Source organism: Rathayibacter sp. AY2B7 (assembly GCF_002931635.1).
Taxonomy (GTDB): Bacteria; Actinomycetota; Actinomycetes; order Actinomycetales; family Microbacteriaceae; genus Rathayibacter.
On the sequence record NZ_PSUC01000004.1, the window covers coordinates 1 to 23,968 of the forward strand.

A 23,968-nucleotide genomic window follows, 5' to 3' on the forward strand; every position below is an offset into this window, starting at 1 on the left:
GGGGGAACGCGTCATCGCAGGACTTTCTCGAGTGGCCGGCGGGGGCCGGGAGAGGGGGTACTCGATGCTCGCACGGCGGACGCACGAGTGCGACCGGAACGGGGGCCCTCCGTCTGGGGGACGCGCGGGAGCTGAGGTCCTCCGCGGGTCAGAGCGCCGGGAGGGGCCGCCTGAGAGCGTCCAGCCGCTTCCGCCAGGCGTCCAGGCGGCCCGGCTCCGCGGCGAGCGCCGGTCCGTCCACCCAGGCGGTCGCCAGCCGGAGACCGTGCAGGGCGTTGGCCGTCCAGACCTCACGGCCTTCCAGCGACGCCGGCTCGGCCGGGGCCTCGATCACGTCCACACCGAGCGCGCCGGCGAGCACAGAGACCGTGCGGGCCGTCACGCTGCGCACGCGGGTGCTCGTCGCCGGAGGGACGACCAGCGCGTCGCCCAGCCACCACAGGATCGCGCTGCTCGCTCCGTCGATGACGGCGCCCTCGGCGTCGAGCAGCACGGCCTCGTCCGCTCCCGCGGCGTGCGCGCGCGTCCGCAGGAGGGCAAGACGTGCGATGTCCGGCCCCTTCCAGGACGGTGTCCGGCGCGGATCCACGGGGCTCGTCCACAGCACCACGGAGCGGGTCGTCGGCGGGGCGGATCGCAGCCGGAGCCGCAGGGCGCCTCCCGAGAGCTCGACGCGGGGGAAGGAGCGGCCCTCGCGGGGCAGGGCGGCGATCGCGGCGTGGAGGAACGGCTCGACGTCCGGGTGCCCGCCCGCCGAAGCGACGGAGGCGGCGAACCGCTCGCGGTGCAGGTCGAGCCCGCGGACGCGTCCCTCGTCCACCAGCCAGGAGTCGGCCGCGTCCAGGGAGGTGCCGGGCGGCTCGGGAACGCTCGTCAGGGCCCGCCCGTCCCACTCCCGAACCTGCTCGCCGTCCACGACCGCCTACGCTAGCCCAGTGGTCTCGGAGGATCGGCACGTCCGCTCGATCGAGCTGCCCTGGGTCGATCCGGAGCTCGCGCACCACGCCCCCTCGCCTCCGGGCTGATCGCGCTCGTCGCGACCGGTGCCCTGCTCTTCGGCGCGACCCCGGCCCTCGCCGCGGAGAACCCGCAGAAGCCCCTGTCCTCCTCCGAGGAGGCGCCGACCGGCCTCGCTCCCGCGAGCGAGTCGCCCGAGGCCGCCCAGCAGACCGCCCGCGCGGCCGTCAGCTACTACAACGCCCTCGTCGGCGGCGAGGAGCTGGCCGCCGGACAGCGGATCGTCTCGGGCACGAACGGCTACTCGTTCCGGATGCAGACCGACGGCAACGCCGTGGTCTACGACCCGCAGGGCCGCCCCACCTTCGCCACGAACACCCAGGGCCGCGGCGACCACCTGGTCATGCAGACCGACGGCAACATGGTCGTCTACTCCGCCAAGGGCGGCCCCGTATGGAGCACGAACACGATCAACGAGGCGGGCGCCTCGGTGATCATGCAGCCCGACGGCAACCTCGTCGTCTACCGCGAGAACGGCTCGCCCGCCTGGGCGAGCAGCGTCCGCCGCGTCATCGCCGAGCCGGTGACCGACACGCTGTTCACGGAGCAGACCCTCCGCCCCGTCCACCAGCTCACCTCCGCCGACGGCCGCTTCAGCGCCGTCATGCAGAACGACGGCAACTTCGTCGGCTACGGCCCCCAGGGCGCCGTCTGGGGCACCGGCACCGGCGGCTCCGGCAACCGCATCACCATGCAGAAGGACGGCAACGCCGTCATCTACGGCTCCGACGGCTCCGTCAAGTGGTTCTCGGGCACGCGCGGAAAGGACCTCCGCCTGGGCATCAACAACGCCGGCTCGCTCATCATCGTGAACCCGTCCGACGACGTGATCTGGACCAGCCAGGCCGCCTTCCCCTCGACCACGCTCTACGCGGCGAACTCGCTCGAGGCGGGCAGCTTCCTCCGCTCCGCGAACGGCGTCTACCGAGCGGTGATGCAGGCGGACGGCAACTTCGTCGTCTACGGCAAGAACGGCCCGATCTGGGCGTCGAAGACCACCCGCGCAGGCGGCTTCTTCGCCCTCGACACCAGCGGCCAGATCGCCGTGGGCACCGAGACGACGAGCGGATGGTCGGTCGTCCCGCCCGCCGCGTCGGTCGGCCCCTACAAGCTCGTCATGCAGGACGACGGCAACCTCGTCGAGTACGACAGCCGCCGCGCGGTCTGGGCCAGCCGCGGCTGACGCCCCTCCGCCACGACGCCCCCTGGTCCCCGGACCGGGGGGCGTCGTCGTCTCCCCCGCCGTGGGACGATTCCCCCGACCCCGCCGCTTTCCCCGACAGGACCCCTGCGATGACGCACCTCCCCTCCGGCCGCTCCCTGACCGCCTCCCTCGCGGCGCTCGCCGCCACGAGCGCGCTCCTGCTGGGCTCGCTGCCCGCCGCCGCGGTCGAGGCCCGGCCCTCGGCGTCCTCCGCCGTCGCCTCCGCCGCGGTCCTCCGTGCCGGCGAGCAGCTCGCGCGCGGCGAGCGCCTGGTGTCCCCCGACGGCGCCTCCTCCCTCGTGATGCAGACCGACGGCAACGCCGTGGTCTACGCCGCCGGCGGCCGTCCCACCTGGGCCTCGGGCACGCAGGGGCGCGGCGACAGCCTGCGGATGCAGGACGACGGCAACCTCGTCGTGTACGCCACGGACGGGCGCCCGGTCTGGGCGACCGGCACGGTGGCCGACCCGGGCGGCGAACTGCGGATGCAGGACGACGGCAATCTCGTGATCTACCGCCGCAGCGGCTCGGCCGCCTGGGCCAGCAGCATCGGCGGCCGGATCGACGAACCGCGCACCGACACCCTGCGTCGCGGCAGCACCCTCTACGCGGGGAACCGGCTCGCCACCCCGGGAGGCACCACGGCGGTGATGCAGGCGGACGGCAACCTCGTCGTCTACGGGCAGGGCGGGGCTCTCTGGGCGAGCGGCACCCGCGGCCGGGGCAACGTCCTCCGGATGCAGGACGACGGGAACGCCGTGGTCTACACCGCGGACGGCGCGCCCCTGTGGGCCTCGGACACCTCCGGCGAGCCGGGCGCCACGATGGTCCTCCGCGAGGGCGATCTCCGGATCGCGGACGACTCCGGCGTCCTCTGGAGCAGTGCCGCGCTCGTCGTGCGCGACTCGCTCTCCCCGAGCGGCCTCGTCGTCGCGGGCACGCGGCTGACCTCGGCGAGCGGGCAGTGGCGGGCGGAGATGCAGCGCGACGGCAACTTCGTCGTCTACGGGCCGAGCGGTGCGGACTGGGCGACGAACACCTCCTCCGCCTCCGGTGCCGCCTTCTCGATGAGCTCCGAGGGCCGGCTCGACGTGGCCGACTCCCGGATCCTCTGGCTGCGGTTCCCGAGGATCTCCTTCGGCATCGGCCAGAGCGGCGTCGTCGCGCCCTACCGCCTCGTACTGCAGAACGACGGCCGCCTCGTCGAGTACGACGGCATCGGACGGGCCGTCTGGGCCAGCCGGGGCTGACGCGCGACGCATGATGGAGGGGTGAGCGACCCTGGCGACTTCATCCGCTCGGCCCTGGAGTACGAGGGCGACGTCTGGCGCGCGCAGGACGTGCGCGAGCGCCTGGGATCAGGGCTCGACTCGACAGGCGCCTCGGTCGGGGCGGTCCGCGGCACCGTCCGCGACGCGCTGAGGAAGTTCCGCTCGCTCGAGCACGACGACGTGACCGCCCTCTCCTCCGAGCTGTGGGAGCCGGCGGTGTTCGAGCCGCGGCTGGCGGCCGTCGTGCTGCTGCAGTCCCGAGCCGAGTGGCTGCGCGGCTCCGACCTCACCCGGCTCGAGGGCTTCGTCCGCGACTCCCGCGTGGACGAGCTGAGCGACCCGCTGGCCCGCGACGTCGTCGCTCCGCTCCTGGCAGGGCTGCGCGGTGCGGCGCGGACCCGGGCGGACGCGGTCCTCGACCGCTGGGGGGCGGAGGGCGGGCGCCTGGCGCGCGCGGCCGCCCTGGCGCGGGCCTCGGTCCCGACGGAGCACGGCTGACCGGCCGCTCGGACCGACCGCCCCGCGGAGCCGGGCGCCTGCTCAGGCGGCCCGGTGCTCCTGAGCCGCCGTGCCGTCCGCCACCCGGATCCGCGTGTCGAACTCCAGGCCGGGATCGACCCGGTGCGCGATCAGGACCACCGTCCGCCCCTCGGCGGCGCGGAGCAGATCCCCGAGCAGGGCGTCGGCCACGGGAGCGTCCACCGACGCCGTCGGCTCGTCCAGCACCAGCACCCGGAAGTCGGCCAGGAGTGCGCGTGCGAGGGCGATCCGCTGAGCCTGGCCGCCCGAGACGAGCGAGCCCCGCTCCCCCACCCGCGCGTCGAGCCCGCCGCGTGCAGCGACCCAGGGCCCGAGCCCGACCCGCTCGAGCACCGCCTCGAGCACGGCGCCATCGGCCTCGGGCCGCGCGAAGAGGAGGTTCTGCCGGATCGTGTCGTCGAAGAGGTACGGCTGCTGCTCCACGAGCCCGACCCGCTTCCGCACCTCCGCCTGCGGCAGCGTGCGCGCCTCGACTCCGCCCAGGAGGTAGCTGCCGGAGTGGTCGAGGAAGCGCACCAGAGCGTGCGCGAGCGTGGTCTTCCCGGACCCGCTGCCGCCGGTGACGAGGACGCGCGCACCCTCCCGCAGGTCGAGCGAGACGCCCCGCAGCGCGGGCGTGTGCGCGCCGGGCCAGCTCACCGACAGGTCGCGCAGGACGATGCCGGCGCCCCGGGGTTCCGAGGCGTCCGGGTCCACGTCCGCGTCGGTCGCGAGCGCCGGCGATGCCGCCTCGGCGTCCAGATCGGCCAGGCGCTGAGCGCTCGAGAGCGCGGTGCGCGCCGCCTGCACGGCGAGCGGCGCGGCGGCGGCGACCTCGAAGACCGCGAGCGGCACGAGCGCGACGACTCCCAGCGCCGGACCGCCGAGGTCGCCGATCGCCGGGATCCCGAGCGCGAGGCCCGCCCAGACCGCACCGCCCGAGCAGAGGGCGAGGACGGCCGCGGCCAGTCCGGCGGAGGCCGCCCGCCGACGCGCCGCCCGGGCGAGCGACTCCTCCGCGCGTGCCACGTCCGCCAGAGCGTCACCCGCCGCATCGAAGGCGATGAGCACGTCGAGGCGGGTGACCAGCAGGTTGAGGCGCTCGGCGAGCTCCCCGCGCAGCGGCGCCAGCTCGCGATCCGCCTGCGCGGAGAGCCGGCCGGCGCCCAGAGCCCCGCCGGCGAAGGCGAGGACGAGCAGCGCCAGCAGCACGGCGCCCATCGCCGGCAGCAGCAGCCAGACGCCGACCACGGAGACCGCAGCGACCAGCGCCGCGACGACCAGCGGCTGCACGACGCGCAGCGGCACGTCCTGCTGGGCGTCGACGTCCGCCACCACCCGGGAGACCAGGTCGCCGCGGCGCACGCGGCCCAGCCCGTCCGGTGCGACCGGCACCAGGCGCTCGTAGACGCCCGCCCGGAGCTCCGCGAGCGCGCGGAAGGCGGCGTCGTGGCCGGTCAGCCGCTCGAGGTAGCGGAAGAAGGCCCGCGCCAGCGCGAACGCCCGCACGCCTACGACGGCCATGGAGAGGAACAGGATCGGCGGCTGCTCGGCCGCGCGGACGATCAGCCAGGCCGAGCAGGCCAGCAGCGCCACGACGGCGGAGGAGGAGAGCAGCCCGAAGGACAGACCCGGCAGGAAGCGGCGCGGCCCGGGCATCGCGGCGCGGAGGACGTCGGAGCGGTTCACCTCACGACCGCCCCGCCGGCGCCAGGGCGATCACGGCGTCGGCCGCCGCGACGGTCGCGGGCCGGTGGCTCGCGACGACGACGATCGTCCCGCTCTCCGCCAGCGTCCTGAGTCCGGCGAGCAGCGCCCGCTCGGACTCCTCGTCGAGGGCGGCGGTCGGCTCGTCCAGGGCCAGCACCGCGCACCCGCGCTCGAGCAGGCGGTGCACGGCGCGGGCGACGGCGACGCGGGCGCTCTGCCCGCCCGAGAGGCCCGTCCCCTCGGCGTCGAGCCGGCGCTCGGGGTCCACGTCGACCGCGGCGATCGCCAGGGCCCGCCGCACGCGCTCGGGGTCCGGCGAGAGCGCTCCGAGCCCGACGGCGGAGGCGACGCTCCCCGGGAGCAGGTCGGGCCGCTGGCCCGCCCAGGCGAGCGTCGACCGCAGATCCGCGACCGGCGACCCGCCGAGCAGCAGCGTGCCCGAGAAGGGCACGAAGCCCGCGAGCGCGGCGAGCAGCGTCGACTTCCCGGATCCGCTGGGCCCGGTCACCACGGTGATCGACCCGACGGGGAGCACCGCGTCGACAGGAGCGAGCGTCCGCCCGCGTCCGTCGTCGACCGCGAGACCCCGCAGCTCGAGCGCCCCCGTCGCCGCCGGAGCCGTCCCGCGAGGGGGCAGCGAGGCCGCGCGCTCGAGGACGGCGAAGGCGCGGTCCGCCGCCTGCACCCCGTCGGCCGCCGCGTGGAACTCGGCACCGACCTGGCGCACCGGCAGGAACACGTCCGGCGCCAGCACCAGGACGAACAGCCCGACGGCCAGCCCCAGCGAGCCGTCGACGAGCCGCAGCCCGATCGAGACGGCGACCAGCGCGACCGAGAGCGAGCCGGCGAGCTCCAGCACGAAGCCGCTGACGAAGGTCACCCGCAGCACCTTCATCGTGTGCACGCGGTAGTCCTCGGTCAGCGCGCGGATCCGCGTCGCCTGCCGCTCGGCCCGCCCGAAGATCTTGAGCGTCGCGAGGCCGCCGACGGTGTCGACGAAGCCGGAAGCGAGCGCCTGCAGCCGCTCCCACTGCCGCGCCTGCACGGCCTGGGTCGCCCAGCCGATCAGCACCATGAACACCGGGATGAGCGGCAGGGTCACCACCAGGAACACCGCGCTGAGCGGATCGGCGAGGAAGACCACGAGCGTCAGGAGCGGCGTCGCCACCGCGGTGGCGATCAGCTGCGGGAGGTAGCGGGCGAAGTAGCCGTCGAGGGAGTCCAGTCCGCCGCCCAGCAGCGCGACGACCCCGCCCGAGCCCCCTTCGGAGCGGCCCGCCGGGCCGAGCTCGACCAGTGCGGCGAGGACCGCCTGCCGCAGCTGCGCCTTCGCTCCTGCTCCTCCGCGCACCGCGTTCACCTCGGTCGCCCAGGCGAGAGCCGCCCGCGCCGCGACGACCGCGAGCAGGGCGGCCAGCAGCGGCGCGAGGTCGTCGGCGCTCCTCCCGTCGACCGCACCGGCCACCAGCTGCGCCACCAGCCACGCGAAGGCGACGATCGCCAGGGTCCTGGCCAGCGCGAGCGCCCCGCCGAGCAGGAGGAACACGCGGGCCGCCCGGGCGTAGCGGAGCAGGCGCGGATCGAGGGGCTTCACGTCAGTGGGCGTCGACCGGGATGTGCGCGCGGCTGATGCGCTTGCGGAAGATCCAGTAGGTCCAGGCCTGGTAGCCGACGATGAGCGGCACGAACACCAGGGCGGTCCAACTCATGACCGTCAGCGTATAGGGCGTGCTGGAGGCGTTCTCGATCGTCAGCCCGTAGGCGGGGACGTTCGAGGCCGGCATCACCGCGGGGAACAGCGTCGCGAAGAGGGCGAGCACGGCGAGCGTGATGGTGCCGGCCAGCAGCGCGAAGGCGCGTCCCTCCCGGCCCCGCGTGATCGCAAGCCAGCCGCCGACGAGGGTCGCGGCCGCGCCCGCCGAGAGCGCCCAGGAGGCGGTGCTCCCCTGGCCGAGGTTGGTCCAGGCCAGGAAGACCGCGGCGACGACCACGGTGAGCAGCCCCGCGCGGGTCGCCAGGCGGCGCGCACGCTCGCGGATCTCCCCCTCCGTCTTCAGGGCGACGAAGACGACTCCGTGCGTGAAGAAGAGCAGGAGGGTCGTCGCTCCACCCAGCAGGGCGTAGGGGTTCAGCAGGTCCAGGACGGTGCCGATGTAGTTGTGGTCGGCGTCCATCGGGACGCCCTGCACGATGTTCGCGAAGGCCACGCCCCAGAGGAAGGCGGGCACCGCGGAGCCGACGACGATCATCGTGTCGAAGCGACGCTTCCACTGCGCCTCCGGACGCTGGTGCCGGTACTCGAACGAGACGCCGCGGGCGATCAGCGCGAGCAGGATGAGCAGAAGCGGCAGGTAGAACCCGCTGAAGAGCGTGGCGTACCACTCCGGGAACGCGGCGAACAGGGCGGCGCCGGCGACGATCACCCACGTCTCGTTCAGGTCCCACACCGGGCCGATCGTGTTGATCAGCACGCGGCGGTCGGTGTCGTCGCGCCCGAGGAACGGGAGCGACATGCCGACACCGAAGTCGAACCCGTCGAGGACGAAGTAGCCGATGAAGAAGAACGCGACGATCCAGAACCAGAGAACGGCGAGATCCATGAGGGGTGCCTCCTAGTAGACGGTGCCGACGAGCTGCGGGCGACCGCTCTCCTCGTCGACCTCGGGAGCGTCGTCGGGGCCGGCCTGCGCGGCCCGCTTGATCAGGCGGAACTCGACCACGGCGAGCGTGCCGTAGATCGCGGTGAAGGCGAGCAGCGAGATCAGGACCTCGAGGCCGCTCACTCCGGGCGAGACTCCGTCGGCGGTCTTCAGCAGTCCGAACACGAGCCACGGCTGGCGGCCCATCTCGGTGAAGACCCAGCCCACGATCATCGCCATCAGCGGCAGCGGGGCGGCCCAGATCGCGACCTTCCACATCCACTGCTTCGGCTCGCGGCCCTTCCGGGTGAACCAGAGGCCGGCCGCGGCGACGCCGATGGCCAGGACGCCGAGGGCCATCATCCAGCGGAACGACCAGTAGGTGACCCAGATGATCGGCGTGTAGTCGCCGGGTCCGTAGACCTGGGTGTACTGCGCCTGGAGGTCGTTGATGCCCTCGACCGTGCCGGTGAAGGTGTGCGTCGAGAGGAAGGAGAGCAGGTAGGGGATGCGGATCGAGAACAGCTCGCTCGAGCCGTCCGGCGTGCCCCAGGTGAAGACGGAGAAGGAGGCGTCGACGCCCGTGGAGGTCCTGTAGAGCGCCTCCGCGGCCGCCATCTTCATCGGCTGCGTGTCGACCATCGCGAGGCCGAGCGAGTCGCCGGTGAACAGGGTCAGGCCGCCGCTGACGAGCATCATCCAGGCGCCGAACTTCAGTGCGGGGCGCATGGTCTCGAGGTGCTGGTTCCGCGAGAGGTGGTAGGCCGCGACGCTGATGATGACGGCGGCCGAGACCATGAAGCAGGCGAAGATCGTGTGCGGGAAGGCGGCGAGCGCGACCTTGTTGGTCAGGAGTGCCCAGATGTCGGTGAGCTCCGCGCGGCCCTTGGTCTCGTTGATGCGGAAGCCGACCGGGTTCTGCATGAACGCGTTCGCGGCGATGATGAAGTAGGCCGAGAGCGTGGTGCCCAGCGTGGTCAGCCAGATGGTGGCCAGGTGCAGCTTCTCGGGCAGCTTGTCCCAGCCGAAGATCCAGAGGCCGATGAAGGTCGCCTCGAGGAAGAAGGCGAGCAGGCCCTCGAACGCCAGCGGTGCCCCGAAGACGTCGCCGACGAAGCGGGAGTAGTCGCTCCAGTTCATCCCGAACTGGAACTCCTGGACGATCCCGGTCACGACGCCCATCGCGAAGTTGATCAGGAAGAGCTTCCCGAAGAACTTCGTCAGCTGCAGGTAGTGCACCTTCCCGGTGCGCACCCAGCAGGTCTGGAAGATCGCGACGGTGAGCGCCATGCCGATCGTGAGCGGCACGAACAGGAAGTGGTAGATCGTCGTCAGACCGAACTGCCATCTCGACAGCAGGAGCGGGTCCAGGAGTTCGTTCACAGCTCCGAGAGTAGGTGGGCGGGAGGGGTCCGACGGCCCCCGATCCCAGTACTGGGGCGGATGTGCGGCCTTACGCGAGCTCTGGGCGGCACCCTTTCCGGGGTGGCCCCGGACGCCCCTCCGAGCACTCCCGCCGACCGGTCGCTCGACGTCGAGACAGTCCCTCTCGACGTCGAGGGAGTCCACCGCGCGACGACTGCCGAGCGGGGCTCGCCTCCGTCGGACGCGCCGCCGCCGGCCTCTCGACGCCGAGCGATCAGGCGGGCCACGGAGCGCGGAGACTTCCTCTCACGGGCCTTCAGCTGATTGCCAGGCGCACATCCGCGAGGTCGGCCGTGGGAATCCGTTCACCGCGCGACGCATCGACGGACTCGCCCGGTGAAGAGAATCCCGGGGCCGATGCCGAGGCGCCGTCGGCGGGCGCTCCGCGGTCAGCCGGCGTCGACGCGCGAGCGGGAGCCGGAGAACCAGGCGGGCGCCTGGAAGCCGTACTTCAGCACGGGCAGGTCGCGGGTGAGGCGCCAGTAGCCCAGCGCCGCCGCGACACCGATCGCGCAGACCAGGAGCGGCACGACCGGCCCGATGACGTCGAGCCAGCGCTCTCCGTCGAAGAGCAGCAGGGCGCTCGTGGCGAGCGAGACGAAGAGGACGTGCACCACGTACACCGGGAGCGTGTTGCGGCCGATGAAGGTGATCCAGCCCGCGCCGCGCCGGTTCGAGAGGAAGCGGGCGACCACGAGCCCGGCGAGGACCGCCAGCACGCTCACCAGGACCAGCCCGATCGTCAGCAGCGGGAAGCGGGCGCGGACGGCGAGGATCACGCCGGCGAGCACGAGGAACAGCACGCCGAAGCCGACTCCGCTGACGATCCCGCGGCGCTCCACGAACGCGATCACCGCGTTCCGCAGGTAGAGGCCGAGCAGGAAGAACATCAGGTAGCGGGCCATGCCGTCCCAGGCGATGTTCCCGGTGCCCTCGGAGGTGCTGGAGCGGACGGCGTACCAGACCACGGCGATCGCGGTCGCGATGCCGATCTGCACCCGCCAGTCGATCCGGCCCTGCGCGAGCTTGGCGGCCACGAAGAAGATCGTGAGCGCGTAGAGGAACCAGAGCCCGTTGTGCGGCATCACCGGCTGGAGGAGCAGCGCGAGAGGGTCGGACTCGTCGGTGCCGCCCGGGTTGGGCACCACCAGGAAGAAGAGGAACCGCACCACGGACCAGAGCAGGAAGGCCCAGACCAGCAGGCTCAGCCGCGAACGCCAGAGCTCCGGCCACGACCGGGTGAGCACGGAGCCGGCGAACAGCCCCGAGGCGAGGAAGAACAGCGGCATCCGGAAGGTGATGAGGAGGAGGTTGATCTCGTTCCACGAGTCGGGGGCGATCCCGGCCGTCGTGGTCCACTGCACGGAGTGGGCCAGGGCGACCAGGATGATCGCGATGCCCTTCGCCGTGTCCACCCAGGTGATGCGTGCGCGTGCCATGAGTCCTCGTCGTGATCGTCCATCGGAAGTCGGCCGGCGGCGACGATGACGATGGCGATGTGCAAGTGTCGCACGGCTGTGCATCCTCTGTGATGTTCTGCACGGATCCGATCACGGCGATCCGGTGACGGAGAGACGGCCAACAGGTGCGCGGGTCCTCGGACGGCCTCCTCGTGGACGACGCGCCCCCGCCGATGCCCGAAGATCGAGCCATGACTCGAGCGACGCCCCCCGGCTCCGCCCCCGGCGCCCGCCGCATCCGACTCCGCCTCCTGGTCGCGCTGCTGGTGCTCGCGCTGGTCCTCGCCGGCGCGGGCATCGCCCTCTCGCTCGCCTCGCGGAGCGGAGGCGCGGGCGCTCCGGCCGCGAGCTCCCCCGACCCCGGCCCGACCTCCTCCGTCGACATGGCCGAGCGCGTCGCCGGTCTCGAGAAGCGCTTCGCCGCCGGGTTCCCGCAGCACAGCATCGTCCTCACGGGCAGCTCCACGATCGGCCGCTGGACGACCTCCAAGGAGGACCTGCGCCCGCTCGAGACCTACAACATCGGGATCGGCGGCACGACCGTCGCCGATCACCTCGCGTGGCTGGACCGCATGGTCGCCCCCTTCGATCCGCGCGCCGTGATCGTGTACGTGGGGGCGAACGACATCAGCGGCGAGGAGGGCTCGCGCACGGGCGCCCAGACCGCCGGCGCCGTCGTCGAGTACCTCCAGCGTGTGGAGGAGGTCGCCCCCGACGCCGAGCTGTTCTACGTCGAGATCGCGGAGACGCCCGCCCGCGCCTCCGTCGGTGCCGAGGTCCGCGCCGCCAACACCGCGGTCAGCGCCTACGCCGAGACGGACGACCGCGTCACCTTCGTCCCCACCGCCGACGCGCTCGTCACCTCCGACGGCTCTGTCGACCCCTCCCTCTTCGTCGACGACGGCCTGCACTTCGACGAGGCCGGCTACGCCCGGTTCTCGGAGGCGGTCCGCGCGGTGGTCCTGCCCGCTCTGGAGTGAGCCGGCGGGCCGGCGCACTGCGGCCCGCTCGACGTGAGCGGCCCGGGGACACCGCGCCCGGAGCCCCCAGTGTTGACCCTGAAGGGGGACACGGCCCCTCCGCCGCGCGCGCCTATCCTGGCCCCGCGTCATCGCCGACAGCGCCCTCTGCACCGCCGCAGACCGCCGCTCGCTCAGCAGCGCCGACCGTCTCGGAGTCACCGATGCCCCGCTCGAGGATCCGCCCCCGCGGTCTCGCCCTGCTCACCGTCCTGGCGATCACGGCCGCCGCGCTCGTCGCCGGGCCCGCGGGTCCGGCGTCCGCCGCTCCCGTCGTGCCCGCCGGCTTCACCGACTCGCGGGTGGCGGCCGTCCCCGCGCCGACCGCCCTCGCCTTCACGACCGACGGGCGCACCCTCGTCTCCTCGCAGACCGGAGCGATCCGGGTGATCCGCGGAGGCAGCCTTATCGCCACCCCGGCCCTCGACCTGCGCTCGAAGGTCTGCGCCAACGGCGAGCGCGGTGTGCTCGGCCTCGCGGTCGACCCGGCACCGGGCTCGCGCACCGTCGTCGTCTACTACACCGCGAAGGGCTCCGACTCCTCCTGCCCGACCAACGCCGGCGGCACGGTGAACCCCGCGGGAGCCCCGCGCAACCGCGTCTCCTCGTTCCAGCTCGGCACCGACGACCGCATCGACCCGGCCTCCGAGCGCGTCCTCCTCGACGGCATCTACTCCCCCGCGAGCAACCACAACGGCGGCGACCTCGCCATCGGCAAGGACGGCCTGCTCTACGTCAGCGTCGGCGACGGCGGCTGCGACTACCGCGGCGGGGTCGGCTCGCCGGGCGGCAGCGGCTGCGGCGGCCGGAACGACGCCGCCCGCGACCCGAACATCCTGAACGGCAAGATCCTCCGGATCACCCTCACCGGCGGCGTCCCGGCCGGCAACCCCTACCTGGGCACCGGGACCGCCTCCTGCCGGCTCGCCCCGGCCGCCGAGGGCCTGCGCTGCCGCGAGACCTTCGCGAGTGGCCTGCGCAATCCGTTCCGGATGGCCTTCGACCCGAACGCGACCGGCACCGTCTTCCGCATCAACGACGTGGGCCAGGACGCCTGGGAGGAGATCGACCAGGGCGTCGCCGGCGCCGACTACGGCTGGAACACCCGTGAGGGCCACTGCGCGAAGACCGGCTCGGCCTCGAACTGCGGAGCCGCGGCGCCCGCCGGGCTCACCGACCCGGTCCACGACTACGCGCACAGCAGCGGCTGCGCCTCGATCACGGGCGGCGCCTACGTCCCCCGCGGCGTCTGGCCGGCCGCCTACGACGGCGCGTACCTCTTCGGCGACTACGTGTGCGGGAAGATCCGGACCCTCGGCCGCACCGGCGCGGCCGGCGACCTCGTGACCGGCCTCGGCGGCAGCAGCGCCGTCGCCATGGCCTTCGGTCCCTCGCGCGGGACCCAGGACCTCTTCTACACCAGCTACGCGAACGGCGGCGAGGTCCGGCGCCTCGCCTACACCGCCGCGGCGAACCGCGCTCCGACCGCGGCCCTCACCGCCGCCCCCTCCTCCGGCGCGGCTCCTCTCGCCGCGCGGCTGAACGGCTCGGGCAGCAGCGACCCGGAGGGCGGTGCCCTGACCTACCTATGGTCGTTCGGCGACGGCACCCCCGACCGCATCACGACCGGCCCGACCTTCACCCACAGCTACGCCGCCGGCAGCTGGACCGCGTCCCTCCGCGTCCGCGATCCGAAGGGAGCCGTCTCCGCCCCCGCGACGACGAGGATCACCTCGGGCGACAGTGCCCCGACGGTGAGCATCACCGCACCCGCCGACGGAGGGATGTTCGTCACGGGCCGGAGCTACGGCCTCCGCGCCACGGCGACCGACGCCGAGGACGGCGTCCTGCCCGCCTCAGCGCTCACCTGGACCGTCCAGCGCCGCCACGCTCAGCACACGCATCCCTTCCTCGGGCCGCTGACGGGGAACGACCTCTCCTTCGTCGCCCCCGGCCCGGAGGACCTCGCCGCCGCCGCGGACAGCGACCTCCTGATCAGCGTCACGGCGACGGACTCGAGCGGAGTGTCGACGACGGCGACGCGGACGCTCTCCCCGCAGAAGGTCTCCGTCACCCTGGCCACCGCTCCCGCCGGCCGGACGGTCGTCGTCAACGGCACCGAGGTCGCCGGAGGCACGACCGTCGTGTCGTGGGCGGGCTCGGCCCTCCAGCTGGAGGTCCCGGACCAGACCGACGCGTCGGGCACGGCCTACCGGTTCTCGTCCTGGTCGGACGGCGGCGCCGCCTCGCACAGCGTCGTCACTCCCGGGAGCAGCACCACGCTGACGGCGACCCTCGTCGCCGCCGGGCTCCCCGGCGCGCCGACCGCGGTCACCGCCACGGCGGGCTCGGACGGCACGGCGACGCTCGCGTGGTCGCCCCCCGCGGGGACCGGTGGCTCGGCGGTCACCGGGTACCGGGTGTCGCGCGACGGGTCCGACACGAGCGGAGCCGGAGCCTGGAGCGCCGTGGTCGCCGCGACCAAGCGCTCGCAGACCTTCACGAAGCTGGTCCCGGGCCGCAGCTACACCCTCTCGGTGCAGGCGGTCACGGCGAACGGCACCGGCCCGGCGGCCTCCGCGCTCGTCGCCGTCCCCTGACCGCTCGGCGTCCACCGGCCTCCGGGGCGCAGCCCTGCCGCCGCCCAGCCGTGCGCCCCTACGATCGAGCCATGCCGAGCATCCGGAGCCGCCGTCGGCCCCAGCCCCCGATCGAGTCCGCGGCGGGCGGGGGCGCCCGGTGAACGACACCCTCACCGGGATCCTGGACTTCGTCGTCAGCGTCCCCCCGGTCTGGCGGACGCTCCTCGCCGGACTCGCGATCTTCTTCGAGACCACGATCCTGGCGGGCCTCGTCGTCCCCGGCGACACGATCGTGATCGTCAGCGCGACCGGCGTGACCAGCCCGCTGCAGTTCGTGGCGCTGGCCGTCACGGTCGTCATCGGCGCCCTCTGCGGCGAGTCCGTCGGCTTCTACCTCGGCCGCTGGTTCGGGCCGCGGATCCGCGCGTCGCGTCTGGGACGCCGGCTCGGCGAGAAGAACTGGCTGAAGGCCGAGCGCTACCTCGCGCGGCGCGGCGGGTTCGCCGTGTTCCTCTCGCGATTCCTGCCGGTGCTGCACTCGCTGATCCCGCTGACGGTGGGGATGAGCGGGATGCGCTACCGGACCTTCATGGCCTGGACGATCCCGGCGTGCGTGCTCTGGTCGTCCGCCTACGTCGGCGTCGGCGCGGCCGCGGCCGGCAGCTACCGGGAGCTCTCGGAGAGCCTGCACGGCGCCGGCTACGTCTTCGTGGGCGTCATCGTCGTCTTCGCCCTGCTCGTGCTCCTCGGGAAGAAGCTCCTGAACAGAGCGGAGGCGCGTCACCTCGACGAGTGACGCGCCTCCGGGCGTGGATCCGGGGAGGATCAGTCGACGAGACCCGCCGACTTCAGCCACTCGCCCGCGATCGCGGACGCGGACTTCTGCTCGTTGACGCTCTCGGAGTTGAGGGCGACGAGGTCGTCCGCCGTGAGCTTCGCGCTGACCGCGTTCAGCACCTCGGCCGCGTCGTCCGTGATCTTGCTCGAGACGATCGGCACGACGTTGTCGGCCACGAACAGTCCGTCCGGGTCCTCGAGAGCGACGAGGTCGTTCTTCTGGATGTTCGGGTCGGCCGTGTAGACATTCGCCAGCTGGATCTGGTCGCTGGTGAGCGCGTCGACGGTGGTCGATCCGCCGCTGTCCTCGATCGCCTGGAAGGTGGTCGTGATGCCGTACTTCGACTGCAGGGTGTCGGGCCCGTAGGGGCGCGTCTGCAGCTCGGAGTTGCCGCCGACCACGATCGGGTCGGTGACGTTCTTGAGCGACGCGATGTCGGTCAGGTCCCACTTGTCGGCGAAGGCCTGGGTGACGGTGTACGAGTTCTGGTCGCTGGCCTCGGCGGCGTCGAGGGCGCGGAGGCCGTCGGGCAGCGCGTCGCCGAGCGCGGAGTACACGTCGTCGGCGGTGGTGGCCGTCGCGTCGGGCTCGAGCGCCTGCAGGAGGCTGCCGTCGTACTCCGGGAAGACGTCGATGGATCCGCTCTCGATCTCGGGCAGGTAGATCTCGCGCTGGCCGATGCGCAGCTGGCGGTCGACGGTGAAGCCGTCGTTCTCCAGCGCCTGCGCGTAGATCTCGGCGAGGATCTCGTTCGAGTAGTAGTCCTGCGAGCCGACCACGATGGTCTCGCTGCCCGCAGTCGCACCCGATCCCTCATCGAGCGGATCGCTCGAGGAACACCCTGCCAGTGCCACGACGGCACCGACCGCGAGTGCGCTGAGCGCGACACGGCCCTTCGTGAAATGTGCTGTGAACATTGCTATTTCCCTTCTTCGATGGGGATTCCCATCACCGCGCGTCGTCGGGGCGACGAAGCGCGGGAACCTGTGCGGCCGGCGGTGCCGGCCAGGCCGAGCACGACTCCGCGCGGCACGGCGAGCCGCTGGAGGAGGGCGAAGAGGACCTCGCTGAGGAGCGTCAGCACGATCACCAGGATCGAGCCGGCGAGCATCTGCGGGTAGTCCCCCGACTTCACTCCGCGGAAGATGTACTGCCCGAGGCCGCCGGCGCCGATGTAGTCGGCGAGCGTGGCGGTCGCGATGATCTGCAGCGCCGCCGAGCGGAGCCCGCCGATCAGCAGCGGCAGCCCCAGCGGGATCTCGACCTTCGTCAGGATCTGCCACTCGGTCATGCCCATCGAGCGCGCCGCGTCGACCGTGCGGCGGTCGACCGCCTCGAGCCCGGAGTACGCTCCGGCGAGCACCGACGGGATCGCGAGCACGACGAGGGCGATCACCGGAGCGCCGAGGCCGAGCCCCAGGCTCATCGCCGCGAGGACGAGCACGCCCAGCGTCGGCAGGGCGCGCAGGCCGCCTGCGACCGGCACGGCGATGCCCTTGCCGCGCCCGGTGTGCCCGATCAGGTAGCCGATCGGGATCGCGATCGCGGCCGCGATCACGAGCACCAGCAGGCTGATGCCGACGTGCTGGGCGACGCGGGTCGGGATCGCGTAGACCCCGGTCCAGTGCGCGGGGTCGGCGATCCAGGCGAAGGCCTCGGCGATGAGGTTCACGACGTCACCGCCCTCTCGACCGCGCCCGGTCTGCGCGAGCGGCGCGCGCGGTCCAGAGCCGTCCAGGGCATGAGGAGACGGCCGATCAGCACCAGCAGTCCGTCGAGCACCAGCGCGAGGACGATCGTGAGGACGATGCCCGTGACGATCTCACCGGTGATGCCGCGCTGGAAGCCGTCGGTGAAGAGCAGGCCGAGGCTCTGGATCCCGAGCACCGCGCCGACCGTCACCAGGCTGACCGTGCTCACCGTGACCACGCGCAGGCCCGAGAGCAGGACCGGACCGGCCAGCGGGAACTCGACCCGCCAGAAGCGCGCCCAGCCGGAGTAGCCCATCGCGGTCGCCGACTGGCGGACGTCGTCCGACACCGCGCCCAGTGCGTCCGAGGTGGTGCGGACCATCAGCGCGACGCCGTAGAGGGTGAGGCCCGTGATCACGTTGGCGGTCGAGCGGAGCGGGATGCCCAGCAGGACCGGCAGCAGGATGAACATGGCCAGCGAGGGGATGGCGTAGAGCACGCCGAGCCCTGTCAGCAGGGTGCCGCGGCTCCAGCGGTAGCGGTTCGCGAACCAGCCGAACGGCAGCGAGACGAGGAAGCTGAGCAGGATCGGCGGGACCGACAGGGCCAGGTGCGCCAGCAGGTTCGCGACGATCGCGTCCGTGTTGTTGACGACCCAGTTCACGCGGCGGGGCCGTCCTGCGCGCGCAGCACTCCGGTCGGGCGCCCGTCGCCGTCGACCACGATGCGGGCGCCGTCGCGCTCCTCGATCCGGAGCGAGCGCTTGCCGCGGTCGGCACCGACGAAGCCGGCGACGAACTCGCTCGCGGGGTTCGCCAGGATCTCGGCGGGCGAGCCCTTCTGCGCGATCCGGCCGCCCTTCTCGAGGATGACGACCTGGTCGCCGAGGAGGAACGCCTCGTCGATGTCGTGGGTGACGAAGACCACGGTCTTGTCGAGCTCGTCCTGGAGCCGCAGGGTCTCGCGCTGCAGGTCGGCGCGCACGAGAGGGTCGACCGCGCCGAACGGCTCGTCCATCAGCAGGATGTTCGGGTCGACCGCGAGGCCGCGCGCCACGCCGACGCGCTGCTGCTGGCCGCCGGAGAGCTGGCTGGGGTACCGGGCGGCGAGCGCACGGTCCAGTCCGACCGTGTCCATCAGCTCGAGCGCGCGGGCGTGCGCCTGCTTCTTGGCGACCCCGTTCAGCCGCGGCACGGTCGCGATGTTGTCGATGACCTTGCGGTGCGGCAGCAGGCCGGAGTTCTGCATCACGTAGCCGATGCGGCGGCGGAGCGCGACGGCGGGCAGGGAGGAGATGTCCTCGCCGTCGATCTCGATGGTGCCGGAGGTCGGCTCGATCATCCGGTTGATCATGCGGAGGATCGTGGTCTTCCCGCAGCCCGAGGAGCCGACGAAGACGGTCGTCTGCCGGGAGGGCAGCACGAGCGAGAAGTCGTCGACCGCCCGCGTGCCGTCCGGGTACTGCTTGCTGACGTTGCGGAACTCGATCACGAGGCCGCCCGCCGTCCGGCGGTGTGCGCGCCGATCTGTCCCTGGTCCACGACTGTGCCCGCTCTCGCTCCGCGCGTCCGGCCGTTGCACGGCCCGCGGCCCCGAACGGGGCCAGGCGGCAAGGAAAACACCAATAGCAGCCGCCTGCCAACCCGGACCGCGAAGTGTTGCGGGATGTTCCGGGAGCGACTAGGGCCTTGACAGCCCGGGCGGGTCAGGACTCCTCGACGGCTCCGTAGTGCGAGGTCATGTAGTGGCGCAGCAGCGAGCGGCTCTCGTCGATGAAGCGCTGGTCGCCGTTGGGGTCGATGAGGAACGCGCGCGTGAGCAGCGCGTCCGCGACCTCGATGGTCACCTCGAGGCGGAAGGACAGCTGCGCGCCGCCCGGGAGGCCGTACTCGGACGCGAGGATCTCGGCGAAGCGGCGGGCGAAGAAGCCGGCCTCGAACGCCTCGCCCGCGACCTCGGGGGCGTGGATCGTGTCGACGAAGCGGATGGAGCGGAAGCCCGGCTCGTTGCGGTGCATCTCGCAGAAGGCGTCGATGGCGCAGTCGACCGCGCCCCACCAGTTGCCCGGGTGGGTGTCGCGGATCTCGGTGATGACGCGGCGGCGGAAGCGCTCGAGGGCCCGCTCGCGCAGCGCCTGGAGGACGGCGATGCGGTCCGGGAAGTAGCGGTAGACCGTGCCGATCGCGGCTCCCGCGCGCTCGGCGACCATCGCCGTGGTCAGGCGGTCGAAGCCGACCTCGTCGACGACGGCGGCCGCCGCGTCGAGCAGCGAGGCGAGACGGGCGGCGCTGCGCACCTGCACCGGCTCGTTGCGGACCTGGGACGATTCACCGAACGGTCGATCGACGAGGTTTCCAAGAGGCACGGCGGGCTCCTTCGGTCGTGGTTCCTACAATCGTACGCACGGCGACCGCCGGTCGGGGTCGTCTCATCGAAAGTCCCTCGTGTTTCGCGCCCCCGGAAGGGCGACGGCTCCGCGGGTCCGATCCACCCGGGAGAAACCATGTGCGGACGCTTCGTCCTCTCGCAGACCACCGCCGACCTGGTGGCGCTCTTCGACATCGACGAGCCGGGCGCCGACCTGCCGGAGCCGTCCTGGAACATCGCGCCGACCCAGCGGATCGCCGTCGTCGCGGAGTCGATGAAGGGGGTCGAGGAGGGCAGCCCGCCGCGGCGCCGGCTCGCCGGAGCCCGCTGGGGCCTGGTGCCCCGCTCCGCCGCCGACCCGTCCGCGGGGCCGCCGCTGTTCAACGCGCGGATCGAGTCCGTCGCCGAGAAGCCGTCGTTCCGCGAGTCCTACGCCTCCCGGCGCGCGATCGTGCCCGCCTCGGGCTGGTACGAGTGGCGGGTCGGCGCGGACGGGGCGAAGGCCCCCGTCTACGTCTCGCCGGGCGAGGGCTCGCTCCTCCTCTTCGCCGGTCTCTACGAGTGGTGGCGCTCGGCCCAGCCGGGCTCTCCGTGGCTGCTCTCGGCGACGGTCCTCACCCGCCCCTCCGTCGGGCCGCTCGCCGAGGTGCACGAGCGGATGCCCGTGCTGCTGCAGCCGGAGCTGATCGAGGACTGGCTGGACCCGGCCTCCCCCGGGGACGGCGAGCTGCTGCGCGCGGCCGCCGAGGGCGCGGCCGAGCTGGCCGAGGAGCTCGAGGTGCACGGCGTCGGTGCGGCCGTGGGCTCCGTCTCGGCGAACGGCCCCGAGCTGATCGAGCCGACCGGAGCCTGACGATCGCGTGAGAGCGCGATCCGCGGTCCGGCATCCGGTCTGACAGACTGGGCGGATGCCGCTGACGCCTGAGAGCAAGCCCCTGAGCGCGGGCAAGGCGGAGGTCATGCACCGCGCCGCCCGCCTCGAGGACCGACTCCACTCCTTCCGGATGAGGCGCGTGAAGCGCAAGGGCTACGTCCCGAGGGTCATCCCCTACACCGGCTACGGCTCGACGACGCAGCTGCGCGTCCTGGCCCGCGTCCTCTACACGCGGCCGACCCCTCCCGGAGTCGAGGAGGTCCGCCCCGTCGAGGGCGTGCGCGGCTGGCGGAGCTTCACCAGCGTCTTCGTGAGCGGGGCCGTCGTGACCGTCGAGGCCGACGGGCAGACCCACCGGGTGACGGCCGATCGCGGCGGAGTCGTCGACGCGGATCTCCCGATCACGCTCGAGCCCGGCTGGCACACCATCACCTTCTCGACCGCGGGCTCGAAGCCCGTCGAGGCGCCCGTGTTCATCGTGCGTCCGGAGGCGCGGCTGGGCGTCGTGTCGGACGTGGACGACACGGTGATGGTCACCGCGCTCCCCCGCCCCTTCGTCGCCGCCTGGAACACCTTCGTGCTCGACGAGCACGCCCGGATGCCCACGCCCGGCATGGCGGTCTTCCTCGACCGCTTCGCCCGGCAGTACGAGGGCTCCCCGGTCATCTACCTCTCCACCGGCGCGTGGAACGTCGCCCCGGCGCTCACCCGATTCCTCTCGCGGCACCTGTACCCGGCCGGAGCGCTCCTCCTGACCGACTGGGGCCCGACGCACGACCGCTGGTTCCGCAGCGGCAAGCAGCACAAGGAGATGAACCTCCGCCGACTCGCGGCCGAGTTCCCGGACGTGCGCTGGCTGCTGGTCGGCGACGACGGGCAGCACGACGAGGAGATCTACTCCGACTTCGCGGACGAGCACCCCGACAAGGTCGCGGCGATCGCGATCCGCCAGCTCTCCACCGGCGAGGCGGTGCTCGCGGGAGGCCGCTCCAAGGCCGAGGACCGCTCCCTGACCAGCGGCACGACCTGGGTCTTCGCGCCCGACGGCGCGGGCATCTCCGAGCAGCTGACGGAGCTCGGCATCCTCTGATCCCGCACCGGCTCCGGGAACGACGGAGCCGTCCGCTCCCCGGGGGGAGGGACGGCTCCGGTCGATCGGCTCGGACTACGCCTGGTGGGCGGCCTGCAGGTCGAGGGTGATGGTGACCTTCTCGCCGATGAGCACGCCACCGGTCTCGAGGGCCGCGTTGTAGGTCAGACCGAAGTCGGTGCGGTCGATGGTGGCCTTGGCGGTGAGGCCGGCCTTGTAGTTGCCGTAGGGGTCGGTGCCGAAGCCGCCGAACTCCACCTCGAAGGTGACGGGCTTGGTGGTGCCCTTGATGGTGAGCTCGCCGTCGACGAGGAAGTCGTCGCCGTTCGGGCGGACGGCGGTCGAAACGAAGTGGATCTCCGGGTACTGCTCGGCCTCGAAGAAGTCGCCGGTGCGGAGGTGGCCGTCGCGGTTGGGCTCGTTGGTGTTGACGGAGGCGACCTCGGCGGTGGCCTCGACCTTGGAGTCGAGCGGGTTCTCGCCGGTGGTGAACGTGGCGGTGAAGCGCTCGAACTTGCCCTTGACCTTGCTGATCATCAGGTGGCGGACGCTGAACGCGACCTCGCTGTGGGTGGGGTCGATGACCCAGGTGCCGGCCTTGTAGCCGGGGATGGTGACGGTGTCGGTCATGGTTTCTCCTCGAGTGTGACGGTCGTCGCGGGGAGAGCGTCCCCGTCCGATGTATGCAAGCGCATCGACGTCGACCAGTATTCCATGTAGCGACAACTATTTCATCCACGTTCCGTCGAAGGATCGGCGGACACCGCGTGAACACGGAGCGCCGCACCCCGGACGGGGGTCGGAGACGCTCCCCGAGCAGTCGTCAGCGGTCGGCGGGAGCCGGATTGCGGATGCCGAGGAGGGAGACGACGCCGCCGGCGACCAGGAGGGCGGAGGTCGCGACGGCGGCACGGGAGAAGCCCTCGACGTCGAGCGAGTCGCCGACCACGAGCGAGGTCGCGGCGATGGCGACCAGCCCGGCGATGCGCGAGACGGCGTTGTTCACGGCGGAGCCGACTCCGCTGTGCCCGTCCTCGACCGCGCCGAGGATCGTCGAGGTCAGCGGGGCGACCGTCACCGCGAGGCCGAAGCCGAAGAGGAGGATCCCCGGGAGCAGCTGCGTGGCGTAGTCGGCGCCCTCGTCGACGAAGGAGAGCAGGAGGAACCCGGCCGCGGCGATCAGCGGTCCGACGCCCATGAAGAGCCGCGGGCCGAACCGCGCCGACAACGACCCGGAGACCTGCGAGAGCAGGAGCAGCAGGATCGTCGGCGGGAGCGTCGCGAGCCCGGCCAGGGTCGCCGAGAAGCCCAGGGTCTGCTGCAGGAACAGGCCCAGCGCGAAGAAGCCGAAGGAGAGCGCGCCGTAGACGAACGCCGTCGAGACGTTGCCGACGGTGAAGTTCCGCGACGCGAAGAGCGACAGCGGCAGCATCGGATGCGCCGCGCGCCGCTCCCACACGACGAACGCGACGAGGGCGGCGACTCCCCCGATCAGGGCGGTCAGCACGAGCGGATGCTGGATCCCGAGCCGCTCCTGCTCGATCAGCGCGAACACCGGCCCTCCCAGGCCGATCACCCCGAGCACCGCGCCGACGCCGTCGATCGGCACCCGGGTCCCCGAGTCGACCGCGCCGAGCCTGCGCAGCAGGACCAGGGTCACCGCGATCGGCAGCAGGTTGAGCGCGAAGACGTACCGCCACGAGCCCGCGTCCACCAGCAGGCCGCCGAGCACGGGGCCGGCGATCGTCGCCGTGCCGGTCCAGGCCGTCCACGCGCCGATGGTCCGGGCCTGCGCGGCGCCGCGGACGGTCGCGATGATGAGGGCGAGCGAGCTGGGCACGAGGATCGCGCCGGCGGCGCCCTGGAGCATCCGCGCCACGATGAGGACCTCGGCGGTGGGGGCCAGCGCGCACAGCAGCGAGGTGACGCCGAAGCCGATCAGGCCGATGGTCATGCTGCGGGCCCGGCCGATGCGGTCGGCGAGCGAGCCGGCCACGAGGATCAGCGCGCCGAGCGTGATCAGGTACCCGTCGACCACCCACTGCTGCACCGCGAGCCCGCCGCCGAGCTCGCGGGTGATGGCGGGCAGGGCGACGTTGACGACGGTGCCGTCGAGGAAGGCGACGAAGGAGGCGAGGACGGCCACCACGAGCACCGCGCGGCGGCGCGTCTCGGCGGGGTCGGCGGAGGCGGTCATGCTCGGGCTCTGGTCACCCGCTCACCGTACCGGCGGCCGCCGCTCCCGGGGCCGGGAGGGCGGGC

Annotated in this window: 21 protein-coding genes; 8 read left to right on the forward strand and 13 right to left on the reverse strand. The window is 72.8% G+C overall.

Annotation, left to right across the window (positions count from 1 at the left end; translation table 11 throughout):
* Window positions 1–148 precede the first annotated feature (148 nt).
* Window positions 149–916 (reverse strand): aminotransferase class IV, encoded by a 768-nt coding sequence (locus tag C5C27_RS01355; protein WP_258066468.1) that lies wholly within the window; start codon window positions 914–916, stop codon window positions 149–151.
* Window positions 917–1,270: 354 nt separating this feature from the next.
* On the opposite strand from C5C27_RS01355, the gene C5C27_RS01360 reads away from it, so the two are divergent.
* From C5C27_RS01360 to C5C27_RS01370, 3 genes are all read left to right on the forward strand, one after another.
* Window positions 1,271–2,200: a hypothetical protein gene (locus tag C5C27_RS01360; protein WP_104313299.1), complete on the forward strand. Its 930-nt coding sequence runs from the start codon at window positions 1,271–1,273 to the stop codon at window positions 2,198–2,200.
* A gap of 110 nt (window positions 2,201–2,310) precedes the next feature.
* Entirely contained in the window at window positions 2,311–3,471 is a 1,161-nt protein-coding gene (locus tag C5C27_RS01365; protein ID WP_181133411.1) for a hypothetical protein, read from the forward strand.
* Window positions 3,472–3,492: 21 nt separating this feature from the next.
* Complete coding sequence (locus tag C5C27_RS01370; protein WP_104313303.1) at window positions 3,493–3,990, forward strand: DNA alkylation repair protein; 498 nt, start codon at window positions 3,493–3,495, stop codon at window positions 3,988–3,990.
* Between the two features lie 42 nt (window positions 3,991–4,032).
* Here C5C27_RS01370 and cydC read toward each other — a convergent pair whose 3' ends face one another.
* From cydC to C5C27_RS01395, 5 genes are all read right to left on the reverse strand, one after another.
* Window positions 4,033–5,700 (reverse strand): thiol reductant ABC exporter subunit CydC, encoded by a 1,668-nt coding sequence (cydC, locus tag C5C27_RS01375; RefSeq protein WP_104313305.1) that lies wholly within the window; start codon window positions 5,698–5,700, stop codon window positions 4,033–4,035.
* A gap of 1 nt (window position 5,701) precedes the next feature.
* Window positions 5,702–7,315 (reverse strand): thiol reductant ABC exporter subunit CydD, encoded by a 1,614-nt coding sequence (gene cydD, locus C5C27_RS01380; RefSeq protein ID WP_104313307.1) that lies wholly within the window; start codon window positions 7,313–7,315, stop codon window positions 5,702–5,704.
* 1 nt (window position 7,316) lies between these two features.
* Window positions 7,317–8,321: a cytochrome d ubiquinol oxidase subunit II gene (gene cydB, locus C5C27_RS01385; protein WP_104313309.1), complete on the reverse strand. Its 1,005-nt coding sequence runs from the start codon at window positions 8,319–8,321 to the stop codon at window positions 7,317–7,319.
* A gap of 12 nt (window positions 8,322–8,333) precedes the next feature.
* Entirely contained in the window at window positions 8,334–9,743 is a 1,410-nt protein-coding gene (locus C5C27_RS01390; RefSeq protein WP_104237916.1) for a cytochrome ubiquinol oxidase subunit I, read from the reverse strand.
* 431 nt (window positions 9,744–10,174) lie between these two features.
* Complete coding sequence (locus C5C27_RS01395; RefSeq protein WP_181133412.1) at window positions 10,175–11,224, reverse strand: acyltransferase family protein; 1,050 nt, start codon at window positions 11,222–11,224, stop codon at window positions 10,175–10,177.
* Window positions 11,225–11,436: 212 nt separating this feature from the next.
* Between C5C27_RS01395 and C5C27_RS01400 the strand changes: the two genes are divergently transcribed.
* The 3 genes from C5C27_RS01400 (at window position 11,437) to C5C27_RS01410 (ending at window position 15,642) form a co-directional block, all read left to right on the forward strand.
* Complete coding sequence (locus C5C27_RS01400) at window positions 11,437–12,225, forward strand: GDSL-type esterase/lipase family protein (protein ID WP_181133413.1); 789 nt, start codon at window positions 11,437–11,439, stop codon at window positions 12,223–12,225.
* Between the two features lie 203 nt (window positions 12,226–12,428).
* Complete coding sequence (locus C5C27_RS01405; RefSeq protein ID WP_181133414.1) at window positions 12,429–14,864, forward strand: PQQ-dependent sugar dehydrogenase; 2,436 nt, start codon at window positions 12,429–12,431, stop codon at window positions 14,862–14,864.
* Window positions 14,865–15,003: 139 nt separating this feature from the next.
* Complete coding sequence (locus tag C5C27_RS01410) at window positions 15,004–15,642, forward strand: DedA family protein (RefSeq protein ID WP_104313315.1); 639 nt, start codon at window positions 15,004–15,006, stop codon at window positions 15,640–15,642.
* A gap of 29 nt (window positions 15,643–15,671) precedes the next feature.
* Here C5C27_RS01410 and C5C27_RS01415 read toward each other — a convergent pair whose 3' ends face one another.
* The 5 genes from C5C27_RS01415 to C5C27_RS01435 form a co-directional block, all read right to left on the reverse strand.
* Window positions 15,672–16,601 (reverse strand): ABC transporter substrate-binding protein, encoded by a 930-nt coding sequence (locus tag C5C27_RS01415; protein WP_104223111.1) that lies wholly within the window; start codon window positions 16,599–16,601, stop codon window positions 15,672–15,674.
* Between the two features lie 2 nt (window positions 16,602–16,603).
* The gene (locus tag C5C27_RS01420) at window positions 16,604–17,356 is read right to left on the reverse strand and encodes an ABC transporter permease (protein ID WP_104225632.1); all 753 of its coding nucleotides are present in this window, start codon (window positions 17,354–17,356) and stop codon (window positions 16,604–16,606) included.
* The gene (locus C5C27_RS01425; RefSeq protein ID WP_104313317.1) at window positions 17,353–18,039 is read right to left on the reverse strand and encodes an ABC transporter permease; all 687 of its coding nucleotides are present in this window, start codon (window positions 18,037–18,039) and stop codon (window positions 17,353–17,355) included. Before C5C27_RS01425 ends, C5C27_RS01420 begins: the two co-directional genes overlap by 4 nt.
* On the reverse strand, window positions 18,036–18,866 hold the full coding sequence (locus C5C27_RS01430; protein ID WP_104225631.1) for an ABC transporter ATP-binding protein: 831 nt from the start codon (window positions 18,864–18,866) through the stop codon (window positions 18,036–18,038). The genes C5C27_RS01425 and C5C27_RS01430 overlap by 4 nt, the downstream gene beginning before the upstream one ends.
* 214 nt (window positions 18,867–19,080) lie before the next feature.
* On the reverse strand, window positions 19,081–19,740 hold the full coding sequence (locus tag C5C27_RS01435) for a TetR/AcrR family transcriptional regulator (protein WP_104223107.1): 660 nt from the start codon (window positions 19,738–19,740) through the stop codon (window positions 19,081–19,083).
* A 138-nt stretch (window positions 19,741–19,878) separates the two neighbouring features.
* Between C5C27_RS01435 and C5C27_RS01440 the strand changes: the two genes are divergently transcribed.
* Window positions 19,879–20,595, forward strand: coding sequence for an SOS response-associated peptidase (locus C5C27_RS01440; protein ID WP_104237911.1), 717 nt, complete (start codon window positions 19,879–19,881; stop codon window positions 20,593–20,595).
* 55 nt (window positions 20,596–20,650) lie between these two features.
* Entirely contained in the window at window positions 20,651–21,706 is a 1,056-nt protein-coding gene (locus C5C27_RS01445) for an App1 family protein (protein WP_244229442.1), read from the forward strand.
* Between the two features lie 75 nt (window positions 21,707–21,781).
* Here C5C27_RS01445 and C5C27_RS01450 read toward each other — a convergent pair whose 3' ends face one another.
* Both C5C27_RS01450 and C5C27_RS01455 read right to left on the reverse strand, forming a co-directional pair.
* A complete protein-coding gene (locus tag C5C27_RS01450) occupies window positions 21,782–22,336 on the reverse strand; it encodes a YceI family protein (RefSeq protein WP_104237910.1) in 555 nt (184 codons plus the stop codon).
* A 193-nt stretch (window positions 22,337–22,529) separates the two neighbouring features.
* Window positions 22,530–23,903 (reverse strand): DHA2 family efflux MFS transporter permease subunit, encoded by a 1,374-nt coding sequence (locus C5C27_RS01455; protein WP_104313319.1) that lies wholly within the window; start codon window positions 23,901–23,903, stop codon window positions 22,530–22,532.
* Window positions 23,904–23,968 lie beyond the last annotated feature (65 nt).